This window comes from Bacillus daqingensis (assembly GCF_042654445.1).
GTDB lineage: Bacteria > Bacillota > Bacilli > Bacillales > Salisediminibacteriaceae > Alkalicoccus > Alkalicoccus luteus.
In genome coordinates, this window is record NZ_JBHSGK010000013.1 from 348,962 (window position 1) to 366,361 (window position 17,400).

Genomic DNA, 17,400 nt, shown 5'->3' on the forward strand with positions numbered 1-17,400 from the left:
CATAAAAAGAAGCTTCTTTTCAATCCGGCGATTGAGCCTGGAGCTCCTCCATCTGTCTTTTATTTAGAAAAATCAGGTGCAGGCCCGATTTCCTTCATAGAGCCAGCTGTCTGGTTGTATAAAAAAACCTGCCCCCTTACCAGGGAGCAGGTTCACATTACTTATTACGAGAACGTAATCGTGTTGACGGTGTCGCGATCCAGCTTTTTAATCACTTCCACGATTAGTTTCACTGCGTTTTCAAAGTCATCCCGGTGCAGAATACCAGCATGTGTGTGAATGTAGCGTGTCGCGATCGTGATCGACAGGGCAGGCACTCCGTTCGCTGTTAAATGAATGGCTCCAGAATCTGTTCCGCCTCCCGGGACCGAATCAAACTGGTACGGAATGTCAGCAGCATCTGCTGTATCCGTTACGAAATCACGCAGGCCTTTGTGCGAAATCATCGATGCATCATAGACGATGATCTGTGGACCTTCCCCCATTTTTGCAAGGGCGTCTTTGTCGGATACACCAGGTGTGTCACCTGCAATTCCCACGTCTACACCGAAGCCGATGTCCGGCTGAATCTGATTGGCAGACGTTTTTGCTCCGCGCAGGCCAACCTCTTCCTGCACGGTGCCAACACCATAGACGGTGTTTGGATGATCTTCGTCTTTCAAGCGGCGCAGCACTTCAATTGCTATCGCACAGCCGATGCGGTTATCCCACGCTTTAGCCATCAGGTACTTTTCGTTTTTCATCACCGTGAAATCACAAACCGGTACGACCGAATCGCCAGGGCGCACGCCGAAAGATTCTGCTTCTGCCCGGTCCTTGGCACCGATATCAATGAACATTTCCTTTTTATCAACCGACTTTTTTCGTGCTTCTGCCGGAAGAATGTGCGGAGGCTTCGAGCCGATGACACCTGGAATGTCGCCTTCCTTGGTCATGACAGTGACACGCTGAGCCAGCATCACCTGCTCCCACCAGCCGCCGACGCACTGAAATTTTAAAAAGCCGTTGTCATCAATATTTGTAATCATGAAGCCAATTTCATCGAGGTGGCCTGCCACCATGATTTTCGGCCCGTTTTGAACGCTTCCGTGTTTTTTCGCAATCAGGCTTCCGAGCTGATCCGTTTCGACTTCGTCCGCAAACGGTTCAATGTAGCGTTTCATGACGTCACGCGGCTCCCGTTCGTTACCTGGAACGCCGTTCGCGTCTGTCAGATCCTTCAGCATGCTGAGCATTTCATCCATGATCGATCATCCTCCTGTATTCCGTTAGTATGTACTCTAGTTCAGTATAGCGTTTTTCCGGCTTCGTCTCAATTCCTTCGTATATCGAATTAATAACCGTTTTCCTGCCGGGAATAATTCTCCTCGTTTTTTGCATGATAGGCGAGAGTCACATCCTCCCACGAATATCCGAGCTGCCCTGCCAGATTCAAATAAGCGGAGAACAGCGCGCCGTACGTTTCAGCAGACGGCTCAATTCGCAGCAGAGATACAGCCGCGAACAGCTCCAGAAACGCTGCGGTCTGCTCTTTCTTATCCGCTTTTTCCTGTGCCAAGTCCACCTCATCGACCTCCGGGGACAGCGCAAGGGTATTACCGATCGACAGCAAAAAATGCAGGCCGTCTACATATTCTTCTAAAATCACACGGTCGTCAGAAGGGCCGCGGCTGCTCCAAAATTTAAAGCTGCGGACCTCATTGGCAAGCTCCCCCGCTTCCACAGAAAAAGCCAGCAGCTTCTCTTCAAATACGTCCTCCGGTTTGACCTGACGCTTTTCTTCAATATAACTGTCCAGCTCCTGCTGGCGTTTAAACAGCATCTGCAGATCCATATGTAACCGTCTCCTTTTTCTGCTCTTTTTCCCCTTGATACAGAGCCTTATTCACGTCTTTTAACAGGAAAATCAATGCATGATGAAACCTTCCCGCATGCTCTATCGTAACATAACAAGAGCTATTTCTTTACGTTTAAATCATCTGGCGTGTACGATAGATACAGATACTCTGGTACGACCTTGAGAGAAGGAGAGATTACCATGATGACCGTAATTCTTTTTCGGCTTTTTCTGCTTATCGCTGTCGGAATCATCGCCTTCAGTATCATTAAATATATAACCGATCCCACGCGCAAACTGGAAAGAGCCAGACGCAATCATGACTTTTACGTGCTTGACGACCCGGAAAACGTGCGGCGCCACCTTTTTATCACAACCCAGGGCGCCATGTTTGAAGGTGAAAAATTTCTCGGAACTGCCGATCAGTCAGTAGAAGTGACAACGATCGTCATCCAGGCCGAAAACCTCGATGAACTGCGGGGGATGACGCTCGCTGACTTTGAGACGATGGAAAAAGAGATTCTTGTCCGCTATCCGAAGGCATCGATCGAATGGGGCCTTCCGGTGCATGATATCATTAAGCGTCTGCGCAATCAGCAGAAGCAGTCCAAAACCTAAACCGGTACGACACCTTAAAAGGCACTCACCCGCAGTCAGGGATGAGTGCCTTTTTTGAGTGCTGTCGATGCGCTGCTTCTGATAATCGAAGGAAGAGAAGCCAACCATCATCCGGCCTTGCTCGTCGACGGGCGCATTGGATCAGGCCGCTCTTCCCGACGGCCTAAATAGAAAAAAGCGATTGCGAGAAGTCCGAGAATCGGCAGTGCATATATCCACGATAGTTCTACCAGAATATGCCCGAAGCCGGTAAACAGCATCGCCGGCAGAATAATGCCAAGCACGCTGTACGTCATGTAACGTCGAAAGGTGTTCGTCATCTCCATCAAGTAAAGTGACAGCAGATGAAAATGAATAAACGGGAGCATCCGTAAAATCATGACTTGTCCGATTGTCATCTGCCTGTCGTGAAACACTTTCTTTTTCAAACGGGCCACACGTTCGCGAAAACGGGGCATCTTCTGCACAACCGCATAAAAGGCGGCGGACATAAGGGCAAGACCGGCAATGGAGTAAAGGCTTCCCTGTACAAAACCAAAAAAGTACCCGCCGGCCATACAAACAATGACGACCGGAAGAAACAGGAATGGCCGGAACAGGTGCAGCAGCACAAAAATGATCGGCGCGAGCCATCCTGCCTGTTCAATGACTTGAAAAATCGTCGTTTCCAGTTCTTCCACGTTACCAGACTCCTTTACATCAGCATCCAGATCCAGAATCCAGCGTGGATCAGGACAGCAGCCGGCATAGCGGCGCGAAAAACAAGCGTACGCGTTTTATGCCGGATAAGCCTTCCAGTCACGATCATCAGCGGCGCTGCTCCCGCAAATGCCCAAAGCAGCAGCGTCTTTTCCTGAATCCGCCACTTGCCGAGCCGGGCCTTTCGCTTATCCGCTGCAAAAAACGCAGCTCCAATTGCATTGACGGTGATATAATAGACTGCTGCTGTTATCATCCACACTGCCTCCATCATCGATATCCAAGCCCGCCATACAAAGCGCGGCGGCCATGAAAAAAGGCTGCCCGGCATAAGTGCGGGGCAGCCGACTGTTTCATTACTTCAGGTTTTCTTTCGCTTTTGCAGCAAGATCTGCAAACGCCTGCTCGTCGTTGATCGCGATATCAGCGAGCATTTTACGGTTCATGTCGATTCCTGCTGTCTTCAGACCGTGCATCAGACGGCTGTAGGAAAGACCATTCATGCGGGCTGCCGCATTGATTCGTGTAATCCACAGCTGACGGAAGTCACGCTTCTTCTGACGGCGGTCACGGTAGGCATACAGGTGAGATTTCATTACCTGATCCTGCGCGACGCGGAACAGACGGTGTTTGGAACCGTAATAACCTTTCGCTAGTTTTAATACTCTTTTACGACGACGACGGGATACATATCCGCCTTTTACTCGAGCCATCGTAATCCCTCCTCAAATGATATAGTTTCACGGGCTGCGCTGCAGCTTCCGTTATCTGTTCGTTACTTTACGAGCTCGTTGATGCGCTTCTGGTCGCCTTTAGAGACGAGAGCAGATTTACGGAGCTTACGCTTCTGCTTCTGGGACTTGTTTGCCGCCAGGTGGCTTGTGTAGCCGTGGCTGCGCTTAAGCTTGCCGGAACCTGTTCTTTTAAAACGTTTTGATGCACCGCTGTGCGTCTTCATCTTTGGCATGGTCAAACATCCTTTCCTGCTATAGAAATCGTTGTTGTCTCAAGGTGAAGCGGAAACGGTCGTGGGCTGAATCACAGGCCGCCGCTCTATTTTTCGTTTTCTTTATTTGGCGCAAGCACGAGGAACATGCTGCGGCCTTCCATCTTCGGCTTCTGTTCAATCGTCGCGAGATCCTTGCACTCATCGGCAAGACGGACGAGAACTTTGCGGCCGAGTTCGGAATGCGTAATGGCACGTCCGCGGAAGCGGATCGCAGCCTTTACTTTATCGCCTTTTTCAAGAAACTTTCGTGCATTGCGAAGCTTTGTGTTGAAATCATGTTCTTCGATGTTCGGGCTGAGTCGAACTTCTTTCAAGTTAATGATTTTCTGCTTCTTGCGCGCTTCTTTTTCTTTCTTCTGTTGCTCGAAGCGATACTTACCGTAGTCCATGATACGGCATACAGGCGGCTTTGCGTTCGGTGCTACCATCACAAGATCAAGGTCAGCATTGCGGGCCATGTCCAATGCTTCCTGCTTGGATTTCACACCGATCTGATCGCCGTTTGCACCAATCAGACGAACTTCACGGGCACGAATATTTTCGTTGACGAACATATCCTTACTAATATTGAGCCACCTCCATAATGTCTCGGAGCAAAGCAAGAGCTTTCACGTGTCGTGAAAGCAGAAAAAAAGCGTGGGCACACTTCGCCCACACTTCACCTATCGTAAAATAGATCCACGATAACCTGAACGTACTGATGACGAAACAGGTGAGAAGCGGGCGCTTCTTCTTGCTTTGGAGTCCGTATATTGTTCACCAGTACACTCTATCAGGTACGCCCGCTCCTGTCAACTGCTTCTCTTACTTGGATTTATCGGCGATCGCCTGCTTCATATGAGAGGCGAACGCTTCAAGGCTCATTTCTTCTGTTTCTTTTTGTCCGTATCGGCGTACGTTGACGCCGCTGCTCTCAATTTCCTTATCGCCCAGCACGAGCAGATAAGGTATTTTTTTCATTTGCGCATCGCGGATTTTATAACCGAGTTTTTCATCACGCGTATCGATCTCCACCCGCACACCTTCACGTCGCAGCCGGTCCTCGACCTGCTTCACGTAGTCAAGATGCACGTCGCTTACCGGAATCGCCTTCACCTGTACAGGTGCCAGCCAGGCCGGGAATGCCCCTTTGTATTCTTCAATCAGAAATGCAATAAACCGTTCCATCGTCGAGACGACACCACGGTGAATCACGACCGGACGATGATCTTTGCCGTCTTCCCCTGTATACGTCAAGTCGAATCGCTCCGGCAGATGGAAGTCAAGCTGTACAGTGGAGAGCGTTTCGTCCTTGCCGAGCGCTGTCTTGACTTGAACGTCTAGCTTCGGTCCGTAAAAGGCCGCTTCCCCTTCTGCTTCCACGTACTCCACGCCCATATCATCGACGGCTTCTTTCAGCATATCCTGAGCCTTCTCCCACATCTCGTCGTTATCCACGTATTTCTCTGTGTTTTCTTTATCTCGGTAAGAAAGGCGGAAATAGTAATCGTTGATGCCGAAGTCGCTGTACACGGCCTGAATCAGCTCCACCACGCGGATGAATTCCTGCTTCAGCTGATCCGGACGGCAAAAAATGTGGGCATCGTTTAAGGTCATTGCTCTTACGCGCTGCAGACCCGCAAGCGCTCCTGACATCTCGTGCCGATGCATCGTGCCGAGCTCTGCAATCCGCAGGGGCAGATTGCGGTAGCTGTGCTTGTCATTTTTGTACACCATCATGTGATGCGGACAGTTCATCGGGCGCAGTACAAGATCCTCGCCGTCCATTTCCATCACCGGAAACATATCGTCCTGATAGTGATCCCAGTGGCCGGATGTTTTATACAAATCCACGCTGCCGAGTACCGGTGTATACACATGATTGTAGCCGAGCTTTTCTTCGATATCGACGATGTAACGTTCGACGATGCGGCGGATCGTTGCGCCGTTTGGAAGCCATAGCGGCAGCCCCTGCCCTACTTTCTGATTGACTGCAAAAATGCCCAGTTCCTTGCCAAGTTTACGGTGATCGCGCTCTTTTCGCTCCTCAAGCAGCTGCAGGTAATCATCGACTTCCTGCTGCTTCACAAAAGCAGTTCCGTAAATGCGCTGAAGCATTTTATTATTGCTGTCGCCACGCCAGTAAGCACCGTTCACCTGCATCAGCTTAAATTTCTTCAGCTTGGACGTCTGCGGTACGTGGACGCCGCGGCAAAGATCGAAAAACTCTCCCTGTTCATAAATCGAGATCGTTTCTCCAGCCGGAATCTCTTCCAGCAGCTCCAGCTTCAGCTCGTCGCCTAGCTCTTTATAGCGCTCGATCGCCTCCTCACGGGAGACTTCCACTCGTTTAATTTCATGATTCTCATCGATGATCTTCTTCATTTCCTTCTCAATCTTTGGCAAATCATCGCTCGTAATCGGCTCATCTACGTCGATATCATAGTAAAAACCTTCCTCAATCACAGGGCCCACACCGAGCTGCACGTCGCCGTAAAGCCGCTTCACAGCCTGCGCGAGCAAATGAGCCGTGCTGTGCCGGAGTATATGCAGCCCTTCATCGGACTGATACGTAATAATTTCAATATCTCCGCTCTCTTGAATTGGTGTGCGCAAATCAATCTCTTCTCCGTTCCACTTGCCCGCCAGCGCATTTTTACGCAGACCGGGTGATATGGACTGGGCCACATCCTCTGTCGTAACACCAGCCTCAAATGCCTTTACGGCTCCGTCTGGAAAAGTCAGCTGAATTTCTGCCATTGTCCTGTTCCTCCTTTAAGTATATCTGCAAGATCAAGCACAAAAAAGCACACGCCTTCTGATTTAAAAATCAGAAGGGACGTGTGCCGACGTGGTTCCACCCTTATTCCGGGCCAAAGCCCGCTTCGTTCAGCCGTTAACGGCGGCTGCCGCCCGTCTCTATCCGGTAACCCGGGTCAAAACGGGTGCTCAAAGGTGGTAATCAATACCCCGTACCGCAGGAAGCTCTCAGCAGGCTGCTTCCCTCTCTGTTCCGGCCTTCAAGTACGATCTCGTCCTTCTCAACGCTGTGCGTATGAATCTGAAACTTAGTATAGCGGGGCTCCTCATAAAAATCAAGAGCCGGTCAGTTTTGCATAATAAAGTCTTTTTCAACCGTTTCGCCTTCTGCAAAAGTACGGAGATGCTTATACTTCGTATTGCGCTGAACCGGTGTCTTACCTGCCTCGCGGATCAATCGCAGAATCAGGTTCGTATCAACCTTATAAGTGGCGCCTGCAGCGGAAACGACATTTTCTTCAATCATCGTACTGCCGAAGTCGTTACAGCCGTAAGAAAGAGACGTTTTGCCGACTTCCGGCCCCATCGTCACCCAGGACGACTGGAAATTCGGAATGTTATCGAGGAAAATACGGGAAATCGCCAAGTTTTTCAGGTAGTCGCGCGGCGTTACTTTTTCCCCTTTCATATTCGTGTTTTCTGGCTGGAATGTCCAGGAAATAAAGGCGAGGAAGCAGTCTGCATCATCCTGTGCATCGCGGACACGCTGCAGGTGCAGTGCTCTCTCTTCCATGGATTCGCCAAAGCCGATGACCATCGTAGCCGTACCATGCATCCCGGCGCGTTTCACAGCCTTCATGCAGTCGATCCACTGCTCCCAGGTGCCTTTCAACCGGCTGATCTTACGTCTCGTCCGGTTATCCAGAATTTCCGCGCCGCCGCCCGGCACAGAGTCCAGTCCCGCTTCCTTCAGCTGCTTGAGAACCTCATCGACGGACAGACCGGAAACATCGGCCATTTTGTAAATCTCTGCAGGTGAAAACGAGTGCATCGTGATGTCGAACCGCTTCTTGATTTCGCGAAGCAGATCCGTATAATAGCTGAACGGCAGGTTCGGGTTCGTACCGCCCTGCATTAGAATCTCCGTCCCGCCGACATCGATGGTCTCCTGGATCTTTTGAAAAATCACTTCGTTATCCAGCGTATAGCCGTCCTTCGCGTTCGGAGGCCGGTAAAACGCACAAAAACGGCAGTATGTGTCGCAGAAGTTCGTATAGTTGACGTTGCGTCCAATCACAAAAGTGGTCTCCGGCTCCGGATGCCACTGCTTCATCTTCTCGTTTGCGAGCTCACCCATCTTCTCTACTTCATCTGATTCGTAAAGACGGATGGCATCTTCTACAGTAATTCGCTCCCCGTTCCGAGAGCGTTCCAGAATATCATCGATACTCATCTAGGAATCCCCCATTCATAACTTACAAGCTCTTGTCCTATCGTACCACATTCTGTGCGGCGGTCAAAAAGAAACCGTTGTAATCAACCAGTGAACAGTCTGTGTCCACACGCAGCTTCTGCAGACGTTCCAGCTGTACATTCCCCTCCAAATCTATCTTTCTGCACGTACTTCTGATCATCTCCTCCCTGTTAAATAAAGAAGCTGCCTTGATCAGGCAGCTTCTCCCAGAGTATTGATAACGTTATTACAGGTGAATGACCTTGCATCTGCCTGCATCTGCGGACCCTCGCTTTCCGGAGGGAACTCCTGGAAATAGCTGAAGGGAAGCTTTTAGCGAAAAGCGGAGCAGGCTTGCATAGAAAACGGCATGCTTCTTCTTCTGTCTCCATTCATCAGTCTGTCCGCCGGTTGCGGCCGCTCATGGGGATTTCATCAGTCAGGTGACGAATCCGTTCCATGATCCGCTTCGCTTTCAGTTCGTCTACCTTTTCCGCTCCGCGCGTCTGTGTGGAGGCGAAGTGCAGCTCCAGGTCGTCCAGGCTGAAATTAGAGGTGAAGACGGTAGGCAGCTTTTCCATCATGCGGAACTGCAGCAGGGAGCCGAATACTTCGTCCCGCACCCAAGGCGTCATCGTCTCTGCGCCGATGTCATCGAGAATCAGCACGCTGGCCCGTTTCACGTTATCGAGTTTATCCTGATAGGATCCGTCAGCAATTCCGCTTTTCAGCTCCCGTAAAAAGTCAGGTGTGTAAACGAGCATTGTTTCTACTTCCTGGTCAGCAAACTCGTTGGCGATCGCACTGACCAAAAACGTTTTTCCGACCCCGAATGGACCGTGGATGTAAAGACCTTTAGCCGTTTCCCCAGGTACTGTGTTGGTACAAAACGCCAGCGCTTTGACGTAGGCGTCTGTTCTGGTTTCCGTATCTGACTCAAAGTCATCGAACGTCACAGTCAGCATATCCTTCGGCAGGTAAAGACTCTTCATAAATGATTCGTGTCTTTTCCGTTCGTCGTCCCGCCTCTTTAGCGGGCACGTCTGATAGGAAAGATGAATGCGCCCGCGCACTGCATCGAGCTGCGGCTGATAGCCCTGCATCACATTCGGACAGGCGGCAAGTCCAGGACAGTGATCGCAGTTGTGCCACTGTTCTTTATACTGATACAGGTCGTTCAGACCGCTTTCAACAGCTTCGCGGCCAATCTCCGGATGCTCGTTTAAGAATGCCGCCACTCTGCTGTCTGCTGTCACTTCCCGCGTCAGCTTGTTCAGCCGCTCCTGAATCCGTCCGTCACCAAACCGGCGCAGCGACTGGTTAATCGGGTCCATCGCTTATCCTCCTCTCTTTTCTTTTTTCTCGCGCAGCAGCGCTTTGTATTTTTCCGCTTCCTGCCTGGCCCGCTGCAGAGACTGCTCATCCTGCTTTTTTTCTTCCTGGGGCTCCTGCATCCACTTCGGGAGTGGCTGCTTTACCTGTTTTCCCTGCGGCTGCTTCTGCTTTTGTTCATAATTCTTTCTGCCTTCATGCTCCTGCTTGGCCAGTGCCATCGCATCCGAGACAGTCTTTACTTTTTTACGCTTCCACTGGGTCGCGATTTTAAAAGCGAGCCCTTTCGCCAGATTGCCGTTGTTGACGATATACAAATAGTCGATTAAAACATTCACAACGCCTGCCGGAAGTCCGTAATCGGCCATCAACTCTTCGATAATATCTACGTCGCCCGGGAACACTTTTGCCCCGTCGCTCAAGGCATGCAGGTATTCAAGAGGCGATGTCGTTTCAAAGTACTGAATCTGCCGCTCTTCGTCAGTAGCAGGCTCCTTTTGCACGGTGCGCAGCTGCGGCGGCTGGCTGCGCATGCCAAGCATCGGCGGTTTGCCGTTTTCCTGCAGACGGTATCGCCTTTTAGCGGCCTCACGCAGCTCCTTTACGTCGAGATGATCGGTGTGAAGCATCGCATCCTGAATTAAATAAGCAATTTCTTCCGCGCTGTACCGGTATAAAAACGCAATTTGACGAATACACGTTTCATTGATTTCGGTGTACAGCTCCTCCCGTTTAACAAACGGAGGCAGATGAGCTGCAATTTCTTCGAGCGTCAGCTCCTCACTGCCAAAACTGAAGGAGGCTTCGTCGCCGCTCCCCTGCAGGATCGAGGCAGACGAGACAGCGTCGGCCATTTCCCCGGACGTACTTCGCATTTCAGACGGATGGATCGAAGTGAATACTTCATCGAATCCTTGCGTCACTTTTTCAAAGCCGCTTTTATCTGCTTTATGTACGGAAAAGGATTCCCGGAGTCTGCGGTATCGTTCACGGCTGCCTATTCGATTGTACAAATACACGCTCAGTAAATCGTCCGCAAAAAAGTCGGCAGGCGAAAGCGGCTGCTTGAGCTCATATAAATACACGCTGTCTCCGTCTTCCTGCTTTTTAAATGTGTCGAGCAGCCCCATTGCTTCGAGCTTTCTCCGTTCATCTGCCAGCATCGGCAGCGGCTGTCCGGTATGCGTCATCCACTGTTTATGCGTGCCCCGGATGGAGAGGTCCGCACTCATGCTGATCTCTGATGCGAGCATCATATACAGGCTGTAAGCGACTGGTCCGATAAGCGGCTGATATAAAAGTGTCAGCGAGCGGACACGTTCGTCCGGCACCGCTGCGGACATGACGGCGGTAAATGGTGTTGCGGGCTGTATGTCCTGCCAGCGCATGTCGTCATCCCTCCATAGAAAAGAGCCGCCCCGAAACAGACTGGGACAGCCCCGGTAGTTACGATCGTTTGTTTTCCCGGTTGATCAGATCCTTCAATTCGTCAACAAATACATTAATATCTTTAAACTGTCTGTAGACAGATGCAAATCGCACGTAAGCTACATCGTCGATATCAGCTAAATGCTGCATGACGTATTCACCAATATCGTTGCTGCTTATTTCCGGTGCGCTTCGGTTCCGCATCTCTTTTTCCACTTCCGTCGTCAGCTGCTCCAAACGCTCGAGCGGAATCGGCCGCTTTTCACATGCCCGCACCAGACCGCGAAGCAGCTTTTCACGGCTGAACTCTTCCCGGTTGCCGTCTTTCTTTACCACAATCAGAGGCGTTTTCTCAACGCGCTCGAAAGTTGTATAGCGGTAGCCGCACGCTTCACACTCCCGGCGGCGCCGGATCGCTCTTCCTTCGTCGCTCGGTCTAGAATCTAATACCTTTGTTCCGTTATGAGAACAGTGCGGACATATCATTGCGGACACCTCACTTTATCTGCTCAGTTCATCTCCGAGTGCCGTACCGACGAACGTCAGCCTGCTGTTCAGCTCTTTGTAGAGGCTTCGCACCATCTTGGCGCTGCTTCCGAAGTCTGTAAACAGGACGGTATCCGTATTCACAGCAAAATCAACCGCAGTACGGTACGGACGTACCATGATGACCGTTATGACGATAAATTGCTTTTTTCCAGACGTCGTATTGACGATAATTTCCCCATGCTCTTCTGATACGGAACTGACCGTGTACCCCTGCTTCTGGGAAAACATTGTCTGAAGCTCCGCCATCACTTTATCTTTCATGGCTTTATAGTAATGGGTTTGCAGCGTTTCGTCCGGATGTTTTTCGTTTGTTTCTGTTCTGGTACTGAATGCTTTTTGCAACGTTTGTTTGATTCCCATTTATATGCACCTCGCCTTCTCTAAGAATAGCAAGAAACGGCCGCTGATTCAATCGAATATGACAGACCGGTCAAAACGCATTGCTTGGAATGAAAGACTGAGCATCGGATGGAATCAGCAGGAAAATGGTGGAACGAGTCGATCCTCAGCATTCCTTCATCTGGAAATTTCAGGCGCTGTAAAGTGAGATGCGTATATACCCCTGCCGACATCAGAGGACCTCGGCTCAGAACGAAGTGAAGATCCATCGCTTCCAACGAAAGAAAGAAGCAGCTAGCTGAGCCTGTTCTCTCCAGAAAGCGAGTATCCGCAAATACAGGCAGATGCAAAATGATTTACCTGAAAGGACGTGATCACCACCCTGAAAAAACCGCTCCGGCTGATCTGCCGGAGCGGTTTTAAAACGATAATGCTATTTTACGAAGAAGTGCTGCTGTATGAGCCTTCCCCTGATTTCTGCATGACTTCAATCGGTCCAATACCTCGTGGTACCTCAACTACTTCTGATCGTCCAGCACCAAGTGCGTTCGCAATAAAATCGGCTGCCACGTTCGGGTCGATCCGGTCTCCGCACGTATATACGTCAATACTTGCATATCCATGTTCCGGAAAACTGTGAATCGTCAAATGCGACTCGCTGATAATCACCACACCGCTGACACCCTGCGGTGCGAACTTATGAAAAGCGACCTCTCTAACTTCTGCGCCTGCTTCAAGTGCGGCGTCAACGAAGGTTCGTTCAATAAATGCCATATCATTAAGCTTGTCGATGTTGCACTTCCATAGTTCTGCAATTACATGTCTTCCCATTGTATCCATTGCAAAATCCCCCTTCTTCAGTTTCAAAGCTGTTTGTCGATCACTTAATCCGGGATTACTGGGGGGAAAGTTAGTCCGGTGAGGTCCTAACCCTTTAATAATCAGGCTAAGCGAAGTTTACGAGAGTTAGTATACGTTTTTTACAACAATAATGCAATCATTTTTTACCGTATCTTCCAGCTGTATAAAGCTGATTATGCCGGGCAATTCACTCTGTTTTTAGCCATTCATAGCGAAAGCCGTCCTCCGGAATGTTCCGGAAGACGGCCGTCATGTTGACCGATCAGGATGCGTATGTGCTGCGGTCGGCATTTAAGTAGCTGCCGACGTGGTAAACAAGGTCGAGCAGACGGCAGGAGTAGCCCCACTCGTTATCGTACCAGGCAAGTACCTTTACCTGACGATCGTTCACGACCATAGTGGACTGTCCGTCGATGATAGCAGAGCGTGCGTCGCCGTTAAAATCAACGGAAACGAGCGGATCATCCGTGTAGCCGATAATGCCGGCCATGCCGTTCATCCCGGATTCACGAAGAATGTGGTTTACTTCTTCCACCGACGTATCGCGGCCGACATCGACGACGAGGTCAACGAGCGATACGTTTGGAGTCGGAACCCGCAGAGCAAGTCCGTGAAGCTTTCCTTCCATTTCCGGAAGCACAGACGAAATTGCCTTTGCTGCTCCGGTTGTAGTCGGTATGATCGACTGGCCGCATGCACGTGCACGGCGCAGATCTTTGTGCGGATTATCAATATTTCGCTGGTCTCCTGTGTAGGAATGAACCGTTGTCATCATTCCGGACACAATGTCGAGCTCATCATGCAGCACTTTGACGACAGGTGCCAGGCAGTTCGTTGTGCAGGAAGCATTAGAAAGGACATGATGGTTTGTGTGATCGTAGTCTTCTTCATTAACGCCGTATACGATGGTCACATCTTCATTTTTACCTGGCGCCGTGATAATCACCTTTTTTGCCCCTGCTTCCAGGTGCTTTTCCGCTTCTTTCTTTTCGCGGAACTTGCCTGTTGCTTCCAGTACAATATCGATACCAAGCTCTCTCCACGGCAGCTCAAGCGGGTCACGGGAATTAACCAGTTCTACCTGCTTCCCGTCTACTACCAGCTTTCCGTCGACAGCTTCCACGCGCTTTTTAAATGTCCCGTGTACTGTATCATAGTTTACGAGGTGGGCTAGCGTCTCCGCCGGATACCCTGCGTTCACAGCCGCGATTTCCACCTTTTCATCCATCATCGCCTTGCGAAACACCATCCGTCCAATTCTGCCAAACCCATTAATTGCTACTCGTATCATATAATACCCCTCCCAAGCTAATGTGCTATATTATATAAGCGTTTTCATGGATATAGTATAGCACATTAGTCAAAAAAGATACTATCTATTTTTGTAAATTACAAAAGATTTCCTTCCTTTAAGGCAAGGGGCACGTATACTTGGCGCTCCCTTCCTTTCATCATTCTATTGTGCTGAACGGAAGCGAGGAGATAGATGGATAAGCGGACGAATGAAGCCGTCATGGAATAATGAATTTGGATGACTTCTGCTGCTATGGCTGCGGCTAAGTTCCTTCGATGCAGCCTGTATGAGAGGATGCCAAAAAAACACCGTCCATACGACGTTGGCACGTTGACCAGTTTGTATAGACGGTGTCTTTGTCATTGTAGTCATCCCAAAGCATGAAGTGCTATCGAAATACAGCAGCTGCCCCGGTATCAGCCGGCATCCGTTCCTGCGGCAGCACCACAAGCGGGACGTTACGCCGAAAGGCAAGCTCTGTTAAATCTCCTAAAATATCGCCTGCCTGTCGCTCTTCTGGTTTAGCTCCAATCACTTCTCCAGTTGTTTCTTCAATATGGCCGGGAACGTTTTTCCCATCCTCTATAAGCAGATGGGCCAGCCGGTTTTCCGTTAAGGCCAGTGCAATCTCTTCCAATCGGGAGGAGCCTTTGCCATTTGCCCGTGCTGACTCGAAAGCATCGACCGCTTTTTTCGTTTTTTCTAAATAAACCGGCTCTATACGCTGCCAAGCAAGCTTGGTCAATTCGTCCATTTCCACCGAACTGACATCCCGTTTGATGCCTGATTTCATCAGAAACGTATTGCTGCTTACTTTATGGAACAGCCCGTGGTGCTCCTTTACAGCAACAAGTATGAGCGGGAGCTTTGATATATTCGAATGATGCTCTGTTACATACCGATCGACATACCGGAAAAACTTCTCCGTTTCTTTGTCCATTTCATCTTTGCGTCCGCCTTGTCCGAAATAGGCAGCATTTCCGCCGCTGTACGTTACCTGATCAACGTGCGCTTCCTTCTTTTCTGCACCGACGGCCTCTTCCTTTGTCGTCGCAATGTCATCCGGCAGTTCCACTTCGTTTATGCCGTACCGGTTTCCTTCGAATAATCGAAATGTATTCTTCGTCAGACCGAGAAGCTGGTACTTATCCGCAGATTGAAATACGCGGATCAGCGGACTGATGAATGGGCGCTCTGAGACCGCTGTAATCGCCTTTACCGGTCTTGCAAGCTGATAAACGATGCAGCGCTCGTCCGCAGCGAATACGGCAATTCCTTCTGTTACTTGACGCCAAAAGGTACGATCGCTCGCAATGTCATGAAGCGGCTTTAGAAGCCTATCTGCTTTGACGTGCGGATACCGCTCTTCCAGCGCGCCTTCCAGAGCCTTCAGCATATTGCGGAAGACTACTTCGTTCGACTGCTTTTCTCTTCCTGCCCGCTCCGTAGGCTGATAGAGTGACAAAAACGGCGGTTTGGCTTCCTGAAACAAGCTGTGAGGAAAGTGATTCGTCCGTTCATACATACGTTTCCCCTCCATTCAAAATCTGCTGATAGTCAGTCGTTCACTGTGAGCGAATAATTGAGTCTATAAAGTTCTTAAAAACGAACTGTTTTTCTCATTATACAATATTCCCTCGCTTATGCCATCGTTCTTTCTGCATGACATTTTTTCCGGGCTTAACCCACTATGAAGAGAACAGACAGTTCAGCAGTCGTACATACAAAAACCCCCTGTCACTTCGATGACAAGGGGCGTCCTGCTATTCATTCGCACTCTTCCTGCTCTTTTTAAGGCGTACCGTCCTGATGCTTTTTCAGAAGCGCCTCAACGAGCTTTTTCACCTGCCTGGAGGTCTCTTCTTCCGGGCCTGTGTTCAAGATCACAAAATCCGCCCGCTGCTTTTTTTCTTCAATCGACAGCTGTGAGTCCATTCTGCTGAGCGCCTCCTCTTCGGAGTAGTTGTTCCGCTTCATTAACCGTTCCTTTTGGACCTGCTCGGGCACATAGACGACTGCTGTTTGATCGACTAAATAAAACAGTTCATTCTCAAATAAAAGGGGAATGTCCAGCACGACAATCGGATGAGATGCTTCGGCCTCTTCTGCCTGCTCTTTCATCTTCTCCCGAATGGCAGGATGAACCATTGCATTCAGCTGCTCGCGCTTTTGAGGATCGTTAAAAATAATGGTGCCCAGCTTCTCCCGGTCCAGAGTCCCGTCACCGGCAATGACTGAGCTTCCAAAAGCGGACTCAATTTCCTGCAATGCTGGTGCTCCCGGCTGGACTACCTCCCGTGCAATGACATCCGCATCGATCACCGGGCAGCCTTCCTCGCGGAAAAATCCGGCAGCCGTGCTTTTGCCTGTTGCAATACTTCCTGTCAGACCAAGCTTCATACAGCACGCTCCTTTTCAGGCTGGCAGCTGGGACAAATATGCGTCCCGCGGCCGCCGACGGTAAAGCGGATAATCGTTTCTCCGCAATGCTTACACGGTTCATTTTTTCGTCCGTACACGTTTAGCTGCTGCTGAAACATGCCCATTTCGCCCTGGCCGTTCACGTACGACTTTACTGAGGATCCGCCTGCTGCTATCGCATCCGCAAGCGTTTGGACGATACATCCGTGCAGGCGGCTGATCTCCTCATCCGTCAGTTCAGAAGAGACCGTCTCCGGGTGAATACCTGCTGAAAACAGCGCTTCGTCCACGTAAATGTTGCCTAATCCAACGAGCTTCGTTTGATCAAGGAGCTGGGTTTTCACCGCCCGTGAAGACAAGAGCCTGCTTTTCAGCACCTCCGGCGTAAAAGAATCTTCCAACGGCTCGGGACCAAGCTGACGCAGCGGCAGCTCTGTCAAATCGGTACCTGCCTCAAAGATGTGCATCGTTCCAAACTGACGTACGTCCGTATAGCGGAGCTCCTCCCCGTCCGTAAACACAAAGCGGACGTGGGTATGTTTATCAACCGGGTCCTCTTTTGAAAACATTCCGTACCTGCCCTCCATCCGCAGATGAGAGACGAGCACATAGTCATCCAGCAGCAGCCGCAAAAATTTGCCTCGCCGCTCAACCCGGCGGAACGTCTGCCCCTGCAGCAGCGTCCGAAATGCTTCCACATCGTCTGGACGCTGAATAATTCGCGGCAGCGTGATAACAACATCGTCGATGGTTTTCTGTTGAATCAATTGATTTAATGTTTGTTTAACCGTTTCCACTTCCGGCAGTTCCGGCATGTAAGC

19 protein-coding genes and 1 other annotated feature are annotated in these 17,400 nt (G+C 50.2%); of the genes, 1 reads left to right on the plus strand and 18 read right to left on the minus strand.

Features of this window, described 5'->3' with window-relative positions; translation table 11 throughout:
- Positions 1–164: 164 nt before the first annotated feature.
- Complete coding sequence (locus tag ACFO4L_RS12980) at positions 165–1,244, minus strand: M42 family metallopeptidase (protein WP_377910101.1); 1,080 nt, start codon at positions 1,242–1,244, stop codon at positions 165–167.
- 89 nt (positions 1,245–1,333) lie between these two features.
- Positions 1,334–1,834, minus strand: a complete 501-nt coding sequence (locus ACFO4L_RS12985; RefSeq protein WP_377910102.1) for a dUTP diphosphatase — start codon at positions 1,832–1,834, stop codon at positions 1,334–1,336.
- 204 nt (positions 1,835–2,038) lie between these two features.
- Between ACFO4L_RS12985 and ACFO4L_RS12990 the strand changes: the two genes are divergently transcribed.
- Positions 2,039–2,455 (plus strand): sigma-w pathway protein ysdB, encoded by a 417-nt coding sequence (locus ACFO4L_RS12990; protein ID WP_377910103.1) that lies wholly within the window; start codon positions 2,039–2,041, stop codon positions 2,453–2,455.
- A gap of 107 nt (positions 2,456–2,562) precedes the next feature.
- Here the strand turns inward: ACFO4L_RS12990 and ACFO4L_RS12995 are convergent, their stop codons facing one another.
- The 16 genes from ACFO4L_RS12995 to mutM form a co-directional block, all read right to left on the minus strand.
- Entirely contained in the window at positions 2,563–3,135 is a 573-nt protein-coding gene (locus ACFO4L_RS12995; protein WP_377910104.1) for a TVP38/TMEM64 family protein, read from the minus strand.
- Between the two features lie 14 nt (positions 3,136–3,149).
- Positions 3,150–3,410: a DUF1294 domain-containing protein gene (locus ACFO4L_RS13000; protein ID WP_377910105.1), complete on the minus strand. Its 261-nt coding sequence runs from the start codon at positions 3,408–3,410 to the stop codon at positions 3,150–3,152.
- Between the two features lie 100 nt (positions 3,411–3,510).
- Positions 3,511–3,867, minus strand: coding sequence for a 50S ribosomal protein L20 (gene rplT, locus ACFO4L_RS13005; protein WP_168005324.1), 357 nt, complete (start codon positions 3,865–3,867; stop codon positions 3,511–3,513).
- Between the two features lie 62 nt (positions 3,868–3,929).
- Positions 3,930–4,121 carry a 50S ribosomal protein L35 gene (rpmI, locus tag ACFO4L_RS13010; RefSeq protein ID WP_168005323.1) on the minus strand — a complete coding sequence of 64 codons (192 nt, stop codon included), beginning with the start codon at positions 4,119–4,121 and terminating at the stop codon, positions 3,930–3,932.
- 86 nt (positions 4,122–4,207) lie between these two features.
- On the minus strand, positions 4,208–4,717 hold the full coding sequence (gene infC / locus ACFO4L_RS13015) for a translation initiation factor IF-3 (RefSeq protein ID WP_377910106.1): 510 nt from the start codon (positions 4,715–4,717) through the stop codon (positions 4,208–4,210).
- Positions 4,718–4,785: 68 nt separating this feature from the next.
- Positions 4,786–4,904 (minus strand) — a sequence feature (ribosomal protein L20 leader region).
- A 63-nt stretch (positions 4,905–4,967) separates the two neighbouring features.
- Positions 4,968–6,902, minus strand: a complete 1,935-nt coding sequence (gene thrS / locus ACFO4L_RS13020; protein ID WP_377910107.1) for a threonine--tRNA ligase — start codon at positions 6,900–6,902, stop codon at positions 4,968–4,970.
- A gap of 346 nt (positions 6,903–7,248) precedes the next feature.
- On the minus strand, positions 7,249–8,355 hold the full coding sequence (gene mqnC, locus ACFO4L_RS13025; protein WP_377910108.1) for a cyclic dehypoxanthinyl futalosine synthase: 1,107 nt from the start codon (positions 8,353–8,355) through the stop codon (positions 7,249–7,251).
- Between the two features lie 395 nt (positions 8,356–8,750).
- Positions 8,751–9,689: a primosomal protein DnaI gene (gene dnaI / locus ACFO4L_RS13030; protein WP_377910109.1), complete on the minus strand. Its 939-nt coding sequence runs from the start codon at positions 9,687–9,689 to the stop codon at positions 8,751–8,753.
- A 3-nt stretch (positions 9,690–9,692) separates the two neighbouring features.
- Positions 9,693–11,075, minus strand: a complete 1,383-nt coding sequence (locus ACFO4L_RS13035; RefSeq protein WP_377910110.1) for a replication initiation and membrane attachment family protein — start codon at positions 11,073–11,075, stop codon at positions 9,693–9,695.
- Positions 11,076–11,133: 58 nt separating this feature from the next.
- Positions 11,134–11,601 (minus strand): transcriptional regulator NrdR, encoded by a 468-nt coding sequence (gene nrdR, locus ACFO4L_RS13040; RefSeq protein WP_377910321.1) that lies wholly within the window; start codon positions 11,599–11,601, stop codon positions 11,134–11,136.
- Positions 11,602–11,616: 15 nt separating this feature from the next.
- On the minus strand, positions 11,617–12,024 hold the full coding sequence (locus ACFO4L_RS13045; RefSeq protein WP_377910111.1) for a DUF1499 domain-containing protein: 408 nt from the start codon (positions 12,022–12,024) through the stop codon (positions 11,617–11,619).
- Positions 12,025–12,441: 417 nt separating this feature from the next.
- Positions 12,442–12,843: an adenosylmethionine decarboxylase gene (gene speD / locus ACFO4L_RS13050; protein ID WP_377910112.1), complete on the minus strand. Its 402-nt coding sequence runs from the start codon at positions 12,841–12,843 to the stop codon at positions 12,442–12,444.
- 283 nt (positions 12,844–13,126) lie between these two features.
- Positions 13,127–14,155, minus strand: coding sequence for a glyceraldehyde-3-phosphate dehydrogenase (locus tag ACFO4L_RS13055; RefSeq protein WP_377910113.1), 1,029 nt, complete (start codon positions 14,153–14,155; stop codon positions 13,127–13,129).
- A gap of 391 nt (positions 14,156–14,546) precedes the next feature.
- Positions 14,547–15,683, minus strand: a complete 1,137-nt coding sequence (locus ACFO4L_RS13060; RefSeq protein WP_377910114.1) for a baeRF3 domain-containing protein — start codon at positions 15,681–15,683, stop codon at positions 14,547–14,549.
- 266 nt (positions 15,684–15,949) lie between these two features.
- On the minus strand, positions 15,950–16,558 hold the full coding sequence (gene coaE, locus ACFO4L_RS13065; protein WP_377910115.1) for a dephospho-CoA kinase: 609 nt from the start codon (positions 16,556–16,558) through the stop codon (positions 15,950–15,952).
- Positions 16,555–17,394: a DNA-formamidopyrimidine glycosylase gene (gene mutM, locus ACFO4L_RS13070; protein ID WP_377910116.1), complete on the minus strand. Its 840-nt coding sequence runs from the start codon at positions 17,392–17,394 to the stop codon at positions 16,555–16,557. The genes coaE and mutM overlap by 4 nt, the downstream gene beginning before the upstream one ends.
- Between the last annotated feature and the right edge of the window lie 6 nt (positions 17,395–17,400).